The following is a 14,209-nucleotide window of genomic DNA, read 5'->3' as shown; positions in this document are numbered from 1 at the left end:
TGTTCACGGCGTGATGGCGACATTATGCCGTGAATGTCTTGTGTTGAGCCGATGTGGCGAAGAATAATCTATCACCCCGAAGTTAACTATGCGCTGCGCCAGACGCTGGTGTTGTGCCTTCCCGTAGCGCTCGGCTGGCTGTTCGGCGATCTGCAAAAAGGATTGCTGTTCTCATTGGTTCCCGCCTGCTGCAACATTGCCGGTCTGGACACGCCCCACAAACGCTTCTTTAAACGCCTGATCATCGGCGGCAGCCTGTTTGCCCTTGGCAGTTTACTGATGCAGTGGCTGCTGCTTAAAGACGTGCCGCTGCCGCTCATCCTGTTTGCCCTGCCTTTGCTGCTTGGCGTCACCGGAGAGATCAGTCCGCTGCACGCCCGACTGCTGCCCGGCACGTTAATCGCGGCAATTTTTACCCTCAGCCTGATTGGCCGTATGCCCATTTACGTTCCGCCCCTGCTCTATATCGGTGGAACGCTCTGGTATGGCCTGTTCAACTGGTTTTGGTTCTGGCTGTGGAAAGAGCAGCCGATGCGCGAAAGCCTGAGCCTGATCTACCGTGAGCTGGCAAATTACTGTGACGCCAAGTACAGCTTATTGACGCAGCTGACCGATCCGGAAAAAGCCCTGCCGCCCCTGCTGGCGCGTCAGCAAAAAGCGATCGATCTGATCAACACCTGCTATCAGCAAATGCATATGCTGTCTGCGAGTCGCGATCACAGCCACAAACGCCTGACCCGGGCGTTTCAGGTAGCACTGGATCTGCAGGAGCATATCTCCGTCAGCCTGCATCAGCCGGAAGAGGTCCAGAAACTGGTTGAGCAAAGCCATGCTGAAGCCGTCATCCGCTGGAACGCCAGAACGATTTCAGCCCGGCTGCGCGCGCTGGCCGACGATATTCTGTATCACCAACTCTCTGGTCGTTTCGATATGGACAAGCAGTTAGGTGCGCTGGAGAAAATCGCCCTTCAGCATCCGGACAATCCGGTGGGTAACTTCTGTCTCTATCATTTCAGCCGTATCGCCCGGGTGCTTCGAACCCAAAAGCCGCTTTATCAACGCGACCTGATGGCCGATCGCCAGCGTCGTTTACCGCTGCTGCCCGCGTTACGGAGCTATCTGTCGCTGCGGTCTTCCGCACTGCGAACGGCCGGGCGTTTTTCCGTCATGCTGATGCTGGGCAGCGCCCTGGCCGTGTTCTTTTCGATTCCTAAGCCCTACTGGATTTTGATGACCATCATGTTTGTCAGCCAGAGCAACTACAGCGCAACCCGCGTACGTATTCAGCACCGGGCCCTGGGAACCTTTGCCGGACTGGCTATCGCGGCGGCGTCGCTACGCCTGGATGTGCCTGAACCGCTGGTGCTGAGCATCATGCTGGTGATTACCTTTATCAGCTACCGTTTTACCCGCCAGTTTTACGGCTGGTCAATAGTAGGATTTACGGTTACGGCCGTTTATACGCTGCAACTGCTCTCCCTCAACGGGGCACAGTTTTTACTGCCCCGCCTGCTGGATACGCTGATGGGCTGCCTGATCGCCTTTGGGGGCATGTTATGGCTGTGGCCGCAGTGGCAAAGTGCCCTGCTGCGCCAGAATGCCCATGATGCGCTGGAGGCCTGTCAGGATGCCCTGCGAATGTTGCTGGGCCCAGAGCAGTCACCCGATGCGCTGGCTTACCAGCGGGTTAAGGTCAACCAGGCGCATAACGCCGTATTCAACTCCCTGAATCAGGCCATGCAGGAGCCGGGATTTAATTCACGCTACCTGCAGGATATGCGCTTATGGGTCACGCACTGCCAGTTTATCGTGGAGCACATTAACGCCATGACCATTCTGGCACGTGAACATACCATGCTGCCGCCCACGCTGGCTGAGCACTACCTGCAATGGTGCGAGATCGCCCTGCAACGGTGTCAGCAAAGGCTGGAATATGATGGGGAAAGTTCGCAGACGGATCTGCTACAGGGCGTGGAAGATATAAATGAGGGGCCGGTCACGGTACTGGAGCAGCACGTCAGGCGCATCCTGGAGCATCTGAAAGTCATGCACACGATCTCTTCTCTGGCCTGGAACCAGCGGCCTCATCATGGCCGCTGGCTGTTGCGCAGTCTGCGCCGCAAATAACTCAGGCAGACAGCACTTTCTCTACCGCACGGGCAAAGCGAGCCATGCCCTCTTCGATATCGGCAGGCTCGATAATCAGCGACGGTGCGAAGCGCATCACATCTGTTCCGGCCACCAGCACCATGACGCCTTCCGCAGCTGACGCATTCAGAATATCGCGCGCCTTGCCCGCATGCTGCGGCTTCAGGGCTGCACCAATCAGCAGGCCTTTACCACGGATATCACTGAACAGGTCGTGACGCGCATCAATAGCCTTGAGCGCCTCAACAAACTGCTGGCGGCGGATTTCTACCCCATTCAGTACAGCTGGCGTATTGATAATATCTAACGCGGTTTCTGCGATCGCGCATGCCAGCGGATTGCCGCCATAAGTCGTGCCATGCACGCCAGGCGCCATGGTTGAGGCTACCTCATTGGTGGTCAGCATGGCGCTTACCGGAAAACCGCCGCCCAGCGCCTTCGCCGAGGTCAGAATATCGGGCGTCACGCCGTAGTGCTCATAGGCAAACAACTTACCGCTGCGCCCCATGCCGCTTTGCACCTCATCCAGTACCAGCAGCGCCTGGTGTTTGTCGCACAGTTCACGTAACCCCTGCATAAACGCTGGTGTTGCAGGCATCACACCGCCTTCACCCTGAATCGGCTCCACCACAATGGCGCAAGTGTGATCGTCAATCACCGCCTTAACCGCGTCCAGATCGTTGAACGGCACATGAACGATATCGGCGGGTTTCGGGCCAAAACCGTCGGAGTACTTGGGCTGACCGCCCACCGTTACGGTGAACAGCGTCCGGCCGTGAAAGGCGTTGTGAAAGGCAATGATTTTGCTTTTGAACGGGCTGTGACGTTTACAGGCATAGTAGCGAGCCAACTTAAACGCGGCCTCATTGGCCTCTGCCCCCGAATTAGCAAAAAAGACCCGTTCCGCAAACGTGGCGTTGATCAGTTTACTGGCCAGACGCAGCGCAGGTTCATTGGTAAACACATTGCTGGTATGCCATAAGGTTTCGCCCTGTTTCTTCAGGGTCTCAACCAGCGCCGGGTGACAATGGCCCAGAGCGGTCACGGCAATGCCGCCAGAGAAGTCGATATATTCTTTACCCTGTTGATCCCAGACGCGGCTTCCCTTGCCTTTTACCGGTACAAACTGAGCAGGTGCATAAACAGGCAAAATAACCTGATCGAACGTCTCACGCGTTACTGCCATATTTTCCGCTGTCATTGACAACCTCATTAACTGATTCGTTGAGTCACGATGAAATAATAATCATGAAATATGCATAAAAAATCACTTAAAGGCAAACACAACTTCACTGGTGCAGGAAATTAGCCAACAGCTGGTGTCCCTGTTCACTAAGGATGCTCTCTGGATGAAACTGCACGCCTTCCAGTGCGAGCGTTTTATGGCGAATCCCCATAATCTCATCCGGCTGGCCGTTACGCAGGCTCCATGCGGTCACCTCGAACTCATCAGGTAAGGTTTCCGTTTTGACAATAAGTGAATGGTAGCGCGTAACGGTCAACGGCTGATTCAGACCGCGGAAGACGCCACAACCATTGTGCTGCACCGCCGAGGTTTTACCGTGCATTACTTCGCGAGCGCGAACGATCTGCGCCCCAAAAACCTGGGCTATCGCCTGATGGCCCAGGCAAACGCCCAGTACAGGAAGACGGCCAGCGTAATGGCGGATGGCCTGCAACGAAATACCGCTCTGATCGGGCGTGCAGGGGCCAGGGGAAATCACCAAATGAGTCAGCGGCAGCGTGCGCATTTCATCAAGGGTAATAGCATCATTTCTTACTACCCGAACCTGAGCACCCAGTTGGCAAAAATACTGGTAGAGGTTCCAGGTAAACGAGTCGTAGTTATCAATAAGCAGCAACATGATTGTGATTTCAGGCAGACCGGAGGGATGCGCGGAGCGTTCAGCATCCAGAGTGATGACCAGAGCGCTATCCTATCATGCTGTTCAGGATGAGTGTGATGTGGGGATGCAGGATAACCGGTTTCGTGCAGGGCGACGCACCTGGGGCGCCGCCCTGTGGCGTAAGCGGATCAGGGGGCTTTGGCTTCACTGACGATACGGGCAAAGAGCTTTTCCAGCGGCTGCAACGCGCCGGCGGCACCGGCCTGATTTGCCGCAACCCAGTCTTCGGTGCTCAGGTTGTCCCATTCCAGCACGTAGCCGGCATGCAGCGCCAGCTGTTCAAAGAAAATACGTTGCGCCCTGCCGTTACCTTCGCGGAAGGGATGCAGCATATTGACTTCGCAATAGTACCAGGCAATCCGTTTCACAAACTCAGCCTGAGGCAGACAGGCCAAGGCTTTCTCCTCTTCCAGCGCCGCCATCAGTGCATTTCCCTCTTTTTCGATGTACTCGAAATGACAAAAAGGGGTTTCGTCGCGCCAGATGTCCAGCGTACGCAGTTCGCCGGCCCAGCTATAGACGTCCTGAAACAGGGTACGGTGAATATGGCAGAGGTAGGGTAATCCGATCTTGCACGGGCCCAGTTCAAGCGTGGCAAGGCGCGCGGCACTAAAGCTTAACTCGGCTTTACGCAGCTGCGCGGCATCGTGAATATCAAGACGGTTTTTCAGTACGGTATCGTTTTGCCACAGGTAGGGATCCTGAGTGACGGCAGTGTTAGCAGCCATATTGCCTCCTCAGTGAGGCCAGACGCGCTTCTGCATCTTCACCCTTGATTTCCGGTTCCGTCAGGGTAAAGCCTTCGAGCCGACAGCTTGCCCGATAGCTGGCATTTCGCCGCTGTTGCCAGAGCGCTGCTTTTTGTTTATCTGTGAGTTTGTTTGCCATACCGCCTCCTGCTCAGGTTTGCTCTAAGTATAAGAGCAAATTTTCCCTTTGCCGGAGACGAGATGGCATTGGATCAAATTACGGTAAGACTTTCGCTGACAAAATAACCACAGGTTTGGTTGGCACATTCTGATACGGGCCCACGTCTTTTGTCGGCACCTGAGAAATTTTATCCACCACGTCCTGGCCTTTGACAATCTTACCAAATACGGCGTAACCAAAATCACGTTGACCGTGATCCAGGAAAGCGTTGTCAGCAACGTTCAGGAAGAACTGGCTGGTGGCGCTGTCTTTATCGGCGGTACGGGCCATTGAGATGGTGCCACGCAGGTTGCGCAAGCCGTTGTCTGCTTCGTTTTTAATCGGCGCGTTGGTCTGTTTTTGCTGCATTTCACTGGTAAAGCCACCGCCCTGGATCATAAAGCCAGGAATGACGCGGTGAAAAATCGTGTTGTTATAGAAACCGCTGTTGACGTAATCCACGAAGTTTTTAACTGAAACCGGTGCTTTTTGATTATTCAGTTCGAGTTCGATATTGCCAGCAGAGGTGGTAAGCAGAACATGCGTATCACCTTTAGCCGCTAAAGCTGAGGCGGAAACAGAAGAGAGCGCTAACAGGGCAACTGCCGCTGTCAAAGTACGTTTAAACATGAGTAATTCCTTACTTTGGAGAGCCAGCTCAAAAACGATATTGATTGTAAAGAGCATGTAATACAAGAGCCAGCGTTTTACCTATATTTACGCTAAAGGCACCCACCAGAGCCTGAATAAGGTTGCTTCCGCTTCGTGACTAAAATCACAGTATTGATGAAATGAATGACATCAGTTTTCACTCTTAGTTTATTAAGATCACGGTTACGTTTACAATTTCTGACGCTTCAGGCTCTCCCGCTTCCTAACAGGTTCAGAACATGACAAATCGTAATCGTATCGGCCTTACCTGGATTAGCTTTCTCTCGTATGCGCTTACCGGCGCACTGGTGATTGTCACCGGCATGGTAATGGGCGATATCGCGAAAGATTTCCAGATTCCTATCGACAGTATGGGCAACACCTTCACCTTCCTGAACAGTGGCATTCTGGCTGCGGTTTTCCTTAATGCCTGGCTGATGGTGATTGTGCCGCTCAAACGGCAGCTGATATTCGGCTTTGTGCTGATGGTGTTAGCCGTCATCGGCTTAATGACCAGCCGCGATCTGTCGGTATTTTCACTGTGCATGTTCGTGCTTGGCGTGGTCAGCGGCATTACCATGTCGATTGGCACCTTCCTGATAACCCATATGTACGAAGGCCGTCAGCGCGGTTCACGTCTGCTGTTTACGGATTCGTTCTTCAGCATGGCAGGCACCATTTTCCCCATCCTTGCCGGTATCCTGCTGGCGCGTCATCTGCCGTGGTACTGGGTTTACGTCTGTATTGGCGTGATTTATGTTGGCATTTTTATCATGACGCTGTTTGTTGAATTCCCGGTGCTGCGCAAGCCGGAGAACAGTCCGACCGTTGAGAAAGAGAAATGGGGGGCTGGCGTCCTGTTTCTGGCCATTGCGGCGCTATGCTACATCCTGGGCCAGTTAGGCTTTATTTCCTGGGTGCCAGAGTACGCGACCAAAGTCATGGGCATGAATATTGACGACGCCGGTCAGCTGGTGGGCAGTTTCTGGACCGCCTACATGGTCGGTATGTGGGTGTTCAGCTTCCTGCTGCGCTTCTTTGATCTGCAACGCATTTTGATGGTGCTGGCAGGCCTGGCAACGGTGTTGATGTACTGGTTCGTAAGCAGTCATGACGCCAGCATGCTGAGATGGATTATCTTAACGCTGGGCTTTAGCTCAAGCGCGATTTATACCACCATTATCACCCTGGGCTCGCTGCAAACCAAAGTGGCCTCACCCAAGCTGGTTAACTTTATTCTGACCTGCGGCACGGTCGGCACCATGCTGACCTTTGTTGTGACGTCACCGATTGTGAAAAACAGCGGCGTTCACAGCGCGCTGTTAACCGCAAACGGCCTGTACGCGGTGGTGTTTATTATGTGTGTGCTGTTAGGTCTGGTGACCAAACACCGCTCCCACGGTCATAACACCCATTAATCTCTCTGGGCGGCGCCACCGTGCCGCCCTCGCCTTTCAGCGTTTAAACGTCACGTCTTCCCACTGTTCTAAACAGATTGCGCTTTTCGCAGGCTGAGTCTCGGCGATCACCTTTCCGCGACGCAGCGAATAGCGCACCGGTACCTGTCTTCTCACCGCGTCAAAGCCGTTTTCCGCTGGCAGGATAATCAAGCTGGCGTCATGCCCGCGTTGAATGCCGTATTCTGCAAGATTCATCGTTTTGGCACTGTGATGGGTGATGAGATCGAGCCCGGCATTAATTTGTTCATAGCCCATTAGCTGACACACGTGTAGCCCCATATGCAGCACCTGGAGCATATTGGCCGTGCCCAGCGGATACCAGGGATCAAACACATCATCGTGACCAAAGCAGACGTTAATCTCCGCCTCCAGAAGCTCTTTAACACGGGTAATGCCGCGCCGCTTAGGGTAACTGTCAAAACGACCCTGAAGATGAATATTGACCAGCGGATTTGCTACAAAGTTAATGCCGGAGAGCTTCAGGAGTCGAAACAGACGCGATGTGTAGGCACCGTTATAGGAGTGCATCGCCGTAGTGTGGCTTGCGGTCACGCGTGCCCCCATGCCATCGCGGTGGGCCAACGCGGCCACGGTTTCAACAAAGCGCGACTGCTCATCGTCAATTTCGTCGCAGTGCACATCCACCAGCCGGTCATAACGGTTAGCCAGCGCGAACGTTTTATGCAACGACTCGACGCCGTATTCCCGGGTGAATTCAAAATGAGGAATCGCCCCGACGACATCTGCGCCGAGCCGCAGCGCCTCTTCAAGAAGCGCTTCACCATTGGGATAAGACAGGATGCCTTCCTGCGGAAACGCCACGATCTGAATATCAATCCAGGGTGCCATCTCCGCTTTAAGTTCCAGCATCGCTTTGAGAGCCGTTAAGGTGGGATCGGATACGTCCACATGGGTACGGACATACTGTATGCCGTTCGCTATTTGCCACTTCAGCGTCTGCATTGCCCGCCGTTTGACGTCCTCATGACTCAGCAACGCTTTGCGCTCTGCCCAGCGCTCAATGCCCTCAAACAAGGTCCCGGACTGGTTCCAGGCTGGCTCTCCCGCGGTTTGCGTGGTATCCAGGTGAATATGAGGTTCAATAAAAGGCGCAAGGGCCAGGCCACCTTCCGCATCCAGCGAGGCGCCGTCCGCAGATATCTGCTGAGGCTGTGCCGTCATTCGGACGATTTTCCCTTCAGCAATTTCTATCTGCCACAGTCCGTCACGTGTGGGCAGACGCAGATTGTTTATCCATCGAAGTGGTGCGGTTGTCATTGCGGGCTCCTGATACGTTAAGCGCTGCTGATTAAAGCTAACACGATAGCGTTGCCCTGCTCCAGATGACTTTGTAAGTCAGTAACCTCACTTAAGGTAATGGGCTGAATCGTGCAGCACTCCCTTAAGAGGTATAGCGTACTGCGATTGATGTACATCAATAAGCACCAGACAGGTGATTCGCCGCTGTCGGATTGTCCTGCACGAAATATTACGCTGGTGGTAAAAACAAAACGGCGAGCCTCTGCTCGCCGTTTACATGCCCGACTCGCCGATTAGGGCTGAGCGACAAAACCTACAGCGTCATAAACCTTTTTCAGGGTTTCCTGCGCCTGAGCACGGGCTTTCTGCGCACCGTCACGCATCACCTGCTCCAGCAGCGCTTCATCGTTACGGAAGCGATGATAGCGTTCCTGCAGATCAGTCAGCATACCGGACACCGCATCAGCTACTGCGCCTTTCAGATGCCCGTACATTTTGCCTTCAAACTCCTGCTCCAGCGCCGTTACGGGCTTGCCGGTCACGCCTGACAGAATGTCCAGCAGGTTTGAAACGCCCGCCTTCTCTTTAATGTCATAGCGAATGACCGGCGGCTCTTCCGAGTCGGTCATCGCGCGCTTGATTTTTTTGACCACGGATTTTGGATCTTCCAGCAGGCCGATAACGTTATTGCGGTTATCGTCCGACTTAGACATCTTTTTCGTCGGTTCCAGCAGGGACATCACGCGTGCGCCAGATTTAGGAATGAACGGCTCGGGCACTTTAAAGATATCGCCATACAACGCGTTAAACCGGCTCGCAATGTCGCGACTCAGTTCAAGGTGCTGTTTCTGGTCTTCACCCACTGGCACCTGCGTCGTCTGATAAAGCAAAATGTCTGCAGCCATCAGCACCGGATAGCTGAACAATCCTGCGTTGATGTTTTCTTCATAGCGCGAGGATTTGTCTTTAAACTGCGTCATACGGTTCAGCTCACCAAAATAGGTGTAGCAGTTCAGGATCCAGCTGAGCTGCGTGTGCTCGGGCACATGGGACTGAACGAAGATAGTGCTTTTCTCGGGATCGATACCACAGGCCAGATACAGCGCCAGCGTATCTAAGGTGGCTTTACGCAGTGCTGCCGGGTCCTGGCGAACGGTGATCGCGTGCAGGTCGACGATACAGTAAATGCAGTGGAAATCATCCTGCATCTGCACCCACTGACGCAGCGCACCCATATAGTTGCCAATGGTCAGTTCGCCGGACGGCTGTGCGCCGCTGAAAACGATGGGTTTGCTCATGCTTATGTCCTGATAAATTACCGCCCGATAGCGGGCAAAAGTTCGTCAAAAGAGTCAAGGGTGAGATCGGGTTGGCTGGTCGCAATAGGCTCGCCGTAGTTATAGCCAAAGGTCATACCAATATTGGGAACACCAGCCGACTGCGCAGCCAAAATATCGTTGCGCGAATCCCCGACAAACAGCAACTGCGCGGGCAGCAGGCCAAATTTACCCAGCACCAAAAAAATGGCCGCAGGATGCGGTTTTTTCGCTACGACGTCATCACCGCCAATAATCAGCGAAAACGCGTCATCAATCCCCAAAGACTTCAGCAGCGGGGCGACAAACGGCGTAGGCTTATTGGTCACAATCGCCATCGGTATCCCCTGCGCCTGCAGGGTTGCCAGCGTTTCCTTAACCTGAGGAAACAGCGTGCTGCCGGCTTCCACGGTACTGGCATAGTGCTTGTCAAAGAGCACTCGCGCATCACGCTGCTCATCCTGCTGTGGCTCACGCCCCAGCGCCCAGGTCAGCGCGCGGGCCATCATGATATCCGCACCGTTACCAATCCAGGTGGACACGCGCGCCACGCCAGCAGCCGGTAAACGCAGATCCGCAAGCGTCAGATCGATTGCGTCAGCCAGGCCCGGCGCGCTGTCGACCAGCGTACCATCCAGATCGAACGCCAGTGCGCGTATATCAGTGAAATGAGCCATTGGCTTTCTCCAGCTCGTTTCGCATGTCATCGATTACTTTTTTATAGTCCGGATGGCCAAAGATGGCTGAACCGGCCACAAACATATCCGCGCCTGCTGCGGCGATCTGGCCAATATTATCAATCTTCACGCCGCCGTCCACTTCCAGACGAATGCTGTAGCCGCTCTGATCGATGCGCTTACGCGCTTCACGTAGCTTATCCAGGGTGCCGGGAATAAATGACTGCCCGCCGAAGCCAGGGTTCACCGACATCAGCAGAATGATATCCAGCTTATCCATCACGTAATCAAGGTAGCTGAGCGGCGTGGCGGGATTGAAGACCAGGCCGGCTTTGCAACCGTGCTCTTTGATCAACTGCAGCGTACGGTCAACATGCTCGCTGGCTTCCGGGTGGAAAGTAATGTAGGTGGCACCAGCTTTGGCAAACTCGGGAATTAACGCATCCACGGGCTTCACCATTAAATGCACATCGATTGGGGCCGTAATACCGTAATCGCGCAACGCTTTCAGTACCATCGGTCCCATGGTCAGATTGGGAACATAGTGGTTGTCCATAACGTCGAAGTGAACCACGTCGCCTCCGGCCGCCAGTGCTTTCGCAGTGTCTTCACCCAGGCGAGCAAAGTCTGCCGAAAGGATGGAAGGGGCCAGCAAATATTGTTTCATCCGATTCTCCACTGTTGTGCGCCAGCATCGCTGCTGGCGAAATACCCTGGCCGCGGACGAAACAGACTAGCGATAGAGTGCCAGCAGTTCGTCGACCTTGGTGCGGCCGGTTATGCTTCGGCTAATAGAACGCCGGACTTTAACCACATGTAACACGGCATCCTGATACCAGCAACGTGTCAGCTCAGTATCATGATTAGAAATCAGTACCGGAATCTGGCTCTCAGACGCCAGCTTAGCCGCCAGCTGTGCCAGATGCTGCTGTTCATGCAGACTGAAACTATTGGTGTGGTAAGCCGTAAAGTTAGCCGTCGCGGACAGTGGCGCGTACGGCGGGTCACAATATACCACAGAGCCTTTCCGGGCATTGTTCAGGGTAACATCGTATGATTCACAGACAAACGTCGCTTTCTGCGCACGTTCGGCAAACCACAGTAACTCTGCTTCCGGAAAGTATGGTTTGCGGTAGCGACCAAAAGGGACGTTGAACTCGCCGCGTAAATTGTAGCGACACAGGCCGTTGTAACAATGGCGATTAAGATAGAGAAATAGCAGCGCACGCTGATAAGCATCCTGGCTGAGATTGAATTCAGTGCGGAGCTGGTAATAGCAGGCTTCGTTATTCCCTTCAGGCGTAAAGAGTAAACGCGCATCGCGGATAAAATCTGCCGTACGCGTTTTCACGATGTTATAGAGATTGATGAGATCGTTGTTGATATCGGCCAGATGATAGCGATCAAAATCGGTGTTGAGAAACACTGAGCCAGCGCCAACAAAGGGTTCGATCAGGCAATCACCTTGCGGCAGGTAACGGTGGATCTCTTCGACTAAGGGAAACTTTCCCCCCGCCCATTTCAAAAAAGCGCGATTTTTTTTCATGCTGTCGTGGTAATTACATCTTATTGTGAGGCTGTGGTTAAACCGACAGCAGATCTGCGCTTAAAACGGGACCGGCAACGGCCGGTCCCACATCATTTATTGGCTGGCTTCTTTCCTGACCTGACTGACCGGTTTTACCCATGGGTTCTGTGCGCGGACGGCGGCAGGCAAGGTTGCTACAGCGCGTTTTGCGTCCGCGGGCGTTGCATACGCACCACTCACCAGCACGTACCAGGGTTGGCCATTGCGCGTCGTCTTATACACATGGTACGCGCTCAGATTCTGTTTCCTGGCCCATGCATTCAGGCTTTCTGCTTTGGAGGCACCGCTCAGCTGCAGAGTGTAATTGCCGCCAGGCAGCGATTTACTCGCCGCTGCGCCGCTGCCAGTGGCTTTAGCTGGCGCATTATGCGCGGCAGTGTGCGCTGGCGTGGTGTGGGTTTTGTGCTCGCTGGCTGCGGGCCTAGTCGCGGTTTTGACCGGTTGCTCACGCATGTGACGTGGGGCGACCGCGATCTGACCTGAAGGCGCCCGGCCTGTTGTTGCTGGCGCTGAACCGGCTTTGCCGCTAACCGTGGCAGGCGCCGTAGGCAGTGAGCTGCTGTTTTCTGCTCCCTGCACCGCGCCATCAACCTGCTGCTGTTGATTGGTCAGGGCGCTGTTGAGATCGCCGGGTAACGTTACGCGCTGCTGATTTGCTGGGGTTTCAACGGGCGCTGCCTGCGTCGGCGTTGAAGCCACCGGCGGCATAGAAATATCTCGTGGCGCATTTGTCGCTCCGGCAGAAGAATCCGTACCCGGTGCATTCTGCGCTGTCGAAGAGGACGGCTGAGTCCCTGCGGCATTTTGTCCACCGCTCATGGCGGTAGATCCACTCAGATCAATATTTTTTTCGCTGCCCGTTCCCGCGGCTCCGCTGGCAGGCGCGTTCTTATTATCGCTGGCCGAAGAGGACTTACTGTCGTCAGAACCGTTGAGCGCAGAACCGATTCCCAGCACTAACAGCAGTAACACCAGAATCCCGACGCCCATCATGACATGCTGGCGCGATACCGGTGCTTTCGTCGCAGAAGACGATTTACGTGGGCGCGAGGGACGACGGTCGCTGGCGTCAGGTTTTAACTCATCATCCGGTTTGAACTCATCCATTTTGCCTCCTCCGTAAAGCGGCATCCCGCACTGCGCACCTGCGCGCCGCGTCACCACTTACCTGCTTAATATCAAGATTTCTGGCAATCATTAATTGCAGCCATCACCATATCATGAGCCACGCCACCGCGCACTTCAGCGCGACCAATGGACAGCGGCAGTATCAGACGCAATTCACCGGCCAGCACTTTTTTGTCACGCATCATATGCGGCAAATAGTCCTCTGCCTGCATCTCTACTGGCCCGTTCACCGGTAAACCGGCCCGCTGCAGTAAAGCAATGATGCGATCGGTGTCCTGTGCGCTGAACTGGCCCAGACGTTGCGCCGTGCGCGCCGCCATGACCATCCCGGCAGCAATCGCCTCACCATGTAACCAGTTGCCGTAGCCCATATGGGCCTCAATGGCATGACCAAAAGTATGACCCAGATTCAGTAATGCGCGCTGACCGTGCTCGTGCTCATCTGCGGCAACGACCTCCGCCTTCAACTCGCAGCAGCGGCGAATACACCAGGCCAGTGCAGATTCATCCAGTGCCAGAAGCCCATCAAGATTCTGCTCAAGCCACTGAAAGAATTCACCGTCCAGGATAATGCCATACTTGATGACTTCAGCCAGACCGGAAGCCAGTTCACGTGGCGGCAGTGAACGAAGACACACCGTATCGATCACCACCGAGGCGGGCTGATAAAACGCGCCGATCATGTTTTTGCCAAGAGGATGGTTAACGGCCGTTTTGCCGCCAACCGATGAGTCAACCTGCGACAGCAGCGTTGTCGGTACCTGAATAAAGCGCACGCCGCGCTGATAGCTTGCCGCAGCAAACCCCGTAAGATCGCCAATGACACCACCGCCAAGCGCCACCAGCGTAGTATCACGGCCGTGGGGTTTTTGCAGTAGTGCGGTAAAGACCTGATCCATCACGGTCAGCGTTTTATACTGCTCACCGTCGGGCAAAATCACCTGATCCGTTTTCACCCCCGCCGCCTTCAGCAGAGCCGATACCTTATCCAGGTAGAGCGGTGCCAGCGTCTGGTTGGTCACCAGCATGGCATTGTCACCCGCTTTTAACGGCCAAAAAGAAGCCGGATCGTTAAACAGTCCGGCGGCGATAGTGATGGGGTAACTACGTTCCCCCAGTGAAACGGTGATCTTCTCCATGATGCTCGATACCTGTCAAAGAGCCT

The 14,209-nt window shown here is 54.4% G+C and carries 14 protein-coding genes; 2 read left to right on the top strand and 12 right to left on the bottom strand.

Going from position 1 to position 14,209, the window contains the following annotated elements:
* The first annotated feature begins 51 nt into the window (after positions 1–51).
* Positions 52–2,127, top strand: coding sequence for a YccS/YhfK family putative transporter (locus NXS97_RS14800; RefSeq protein WP_014604862.1), 2,076 nt, complete (start codon positions 52–54; stop codon positions 2,125–2,127).
* A gap of 1 nt (position 2,128) precedes the next feature.
* Here NXS97_RS14800 and NXS97_RS14795 read toward each other — a convergent pair whose 3' ends face one another.
* The 5 genes from NXS97_RS14795 to ppiA all read right to left on the bottom strand — a co-directional run bounded on the left by NXS97_RS14795 (position 2,129) and on the right by ppiA (position 5,594).
* The gene (locus NXS97_RS14795) at positions 2,129–3,349 is read right to left on the bottom strand and encodes an aspartate aminotransferase family protein (protein ID WP_013027494.1); all 1,221 of its coding nucleotides are present in this window, start codon (positions 3,347–3,349) and stop codon (positions 2,129–2,131) included.
* Positions 3,350–3,437: 88 nt separating this feature from the next.
* The gene (locus NXS97_RS14790; protein WP_014594773.1) at positions 3,438–4,013 is read right to left on the bottom strand and encodes an aminodeoxychorismate synthase component II; all 576 of its coding nucleotides are present in this window, start codon (positions 4,011–4,013) and stop codon (positions 3,438–3,440) included.
* Between the two features lie 170 nt (positions 4,014–4,183).
* A complete protein-coding gene (locus tag NXS97_RS14785) occupies positions 4,184–4,783 on the bottom strand; it encodes a putative adenosine monophosphate-protein transferase Fic (protein WP_029570738.1) in 600 nt (199 codons plus the stop codon).
* Complete coding sequence (locus NXS97_RS14780; protein WP_013027497.1) at positions 4,773–4,943, bottom strand: YhfG family protein; 171 nt, start codon at positions 4,941–4,943, stop codon at positions 4,773–4,775. Before NXS97_RS14780 ends, NXS97_RS14785 begins: the two co-directional genes overlap by 11 nt.
* A gap of 78 nt (positions 4,944–5,021) precedes the next feature.
* The gene (ppiA, locus tag NXS97_RS14775) at positions 5,022–5,594 is read right to left on the bottom strand and encodes a peptidylprolyl isomerase A (RefSeq protein ID WP_014604860.1); all 573 of its coding nucleotides are present in this window, start codon (positions 5,592–5,594) and stop codon (positions 5,022–5,024) included.
* 260 nt (positions 5,595–5,854) lie between these two features.
* Between ppiA and tsgA the strand changes: the two genes are divergently transcribed.
* The gene (gene tsgA / locus NXS97_RS14770; RefSeq protein ID WP_013027499.1) at positions 5,855–7,033 is read left to right on the top strand and encodes an MFS transporter TsgA; all 1,179 of its coding nucleotides are present in this window, start codon (positions 5,855–5,857) and stop codon (positions 7,031–7,033) included.
* A gap of 36 nt (positions 7,034–7,069) precedes the next feature.
* Here the strand turns inward: tsgA and NXS97_RS14765 are convergent, their stop codons facing one another.
* The 7 genes from NXS97_RS14765 to aroB all read right to left on the bottom strand — a co-directional run bounded on the left by NXS97_RS14765 (position 7,070) and on the right by aroB (position 14,183).
* Positions 7,070–8,353 (bottom strand): cytosine deaminase, encoded by a 1,284-nt coding sequence (locus tag NXS97_RS14765; RefSeq protein WP_014594776.1) that lies wholly within the window; start codon positions 8,351–8,353, stop codon positions 7,070–7,072.
* A gap of 275 nt (positions 8,354–8,628) precedes the next feature.
* A complete protein-coding gene (gene trpS / locus NXS97_RS14760) occupies positions 8,629–9,633 on the bottom strand; it encodes a tryptophan--tRNA ligase (protein WP_013027501.1) in 1,005 nt (334 codons plus the stop codon).
* Positions 9,634–9,650: 17 nt separating this feature from the next.
* Complete coding sequence (locus NXS97_RS14755; protein ID WP_019106456.1) at positions 9,651–10,328, bottom strand: phosphoglycolate phosphatase; 678 nt, start codon at positions 10,326–10,328, stop codon at positions 9,651–9,653.
* Positions 10,312–10,995: a ribulose-phosphate 3-epimerase gene (rpe, locus tag NXS97_RS14750; RefSeq protein WP_014594778.1), complete on the bottom strand. Its 684-nt coding sequence runs from the start codon at positions 10,993–10,995 to the stop codon at positions 10,312–10,314. The genes NXS97_RS14755 and rpe overlap by 17 nt, the downstream gene beginning before the upstream one ends.
* A 66-nt stretch (positions 10,996–11,061) precedes the next feature.
* On the bottom strand, positions 11,062–11,874 hold the full coding sequence (gene dam / locus NXS97_RS14745) for an adenine-specific DNA-methyltransferase (protein WP_013027504.1): 813 nt from the start codon (positions 11,872–11,874) through the stop codon (positions 11,062–11,064).
* A 96-nt stretch (positions 11,875–11,970) separates the two neighbouring features.
* Positions 11,971–13,023, bottom strand: coding sequence for an SPOR domain-containing protein (locus tag NXS97_RS14740; RefSeq protein WP_112900582.1), 1,053 nt, complete (start codon positions 13,021–13,023; stop codon positions 11,971–11,973).
* Positions 13,024–13,094: 71 nt separating this feature from the next.
* The gene (aroB, locus tag NXS97_RS14735) at positions 13,095–14,183 is read right to left on the bottom strand and encodes a 3-dehydroquinate synthase (protein ID WP_014594780.1); all 1,089 of its coding nucleotides are present in this window, start codon (positions 14,181–14,183) and stop codon (positions 13,095–13,097) included.
* Between the last annotated feature and the right edge of the window lie 26 nt (positions 14,184–14,209).

This window comes from Pantoea sp. B623 (genome assembly GCF_024814475.1).
Lineage (GTDB): Bacteria > Pseudomonadota > Gammaproteobacteria > Enterobacterales > Enterobacteriaceae > Pantoea > Pantoea ananatis.
The sequence above is the reverse complement of the archived record's forward strand: the minus strand, read 5'-3'. Positions and strand labels throughout refer to the sequence as shown.

Bases quoted from the DNA above. Each gene is read 5' to 3' on its own strand.
- NXS97_RS14800 (WP_014604862.1), top strand. From the start codon at position 52: ATGTGGCGAAGAATAATCTATCACCCCGAAGTTAACTATGCGCTGCGC.
- NXS97_RS14795 (WP_013027494.1), bottom strand. From the start codon at position 3,349: ATGACAGCGGAAAATATGGCAGTAACGCGTGAGACGTTCGATCAGGTT.
- NXS97_RS14790 (WP_014594773.1), bottom strand. From the start codon at position 4,013: ATGTTGCTGCTTATTGATAACTACGACTCGTTTACCTGGAACCTCTAC.
- NXS97_RS14785 (WP_029570738.1), bottom strand. From the start codon at position 4,783: ATGGCTGCTAACACTGCCGTCACTCAGGATCCCTACCTGTGGCAAAAC.
- NXS97_RS14780 (WP_013027497.1), bottom strand. From the start codon at position 4,943: ATGGCAAACAAACTCACAGATAAACAAAAAGCAGCGCTCTGGCAACAG.
- ppiA (WP_014604860.1), bottom strand. From the start codon at position 5,594: ATGTTTAAACGTACTTTGACAGCGGCAGTTGCCCTGTTAGCGCTCTCT.
- tsgA (WP_013027499.1), top strand. From the start codon at position 5,855: ATGACAAATCGTAATCGTATCGGCCTTACCTGGATTAGCTTTCTCTCG.
- NXS97_RS14765 (WP_014594776.1), bottom strand. From the start codon at position 8,353: ATGACAACCGCACCACTTCGATGGATAAACAATCTGCGTCTGCCCACA.
- trpS (WP_013027501.1), bottom strand. From the start codon at position 9,633: ATGAGCAAACCCATCGTTTTCAGCGGCGCACAGCCGTCCGGCGAACTG.
- NXS97_RS14755 (WP_019106456.1), bottom strand. From the start codon at position 10,328: ATGGCTCATTTCACTGATATACGCGCACTGGCGTTCGATCTGGATGGT.
- rpe (WP_014594778.1), bottom strand. From the start codon at position 10,995: ATGAAACAATATTTGCTGGCCCCTTCCATCCTTTCGGCAGACTTTGCT.
- dam (WP_013027504.1), bottom strand. From the start codon at position 11,874: ATGAAAAAAAATCGCGCTTTTTTGAAATGGGCGGGGGGAAAGTTTCCC.
- NXS97_RS14740 (WP_112900582.1), bottom strand. From the start codon at position 13,023: ATGGATGAGTTCAAACCGGATGATGAGTTAAAACCTGACGCCAGCGAC.
- aroB (WP_014594780.1), bottom strand. From the start codon at position 14,183: ATGGAGAAGATCACCGTTTCACTGGGGGAACGTAGTTACCCCATCACT.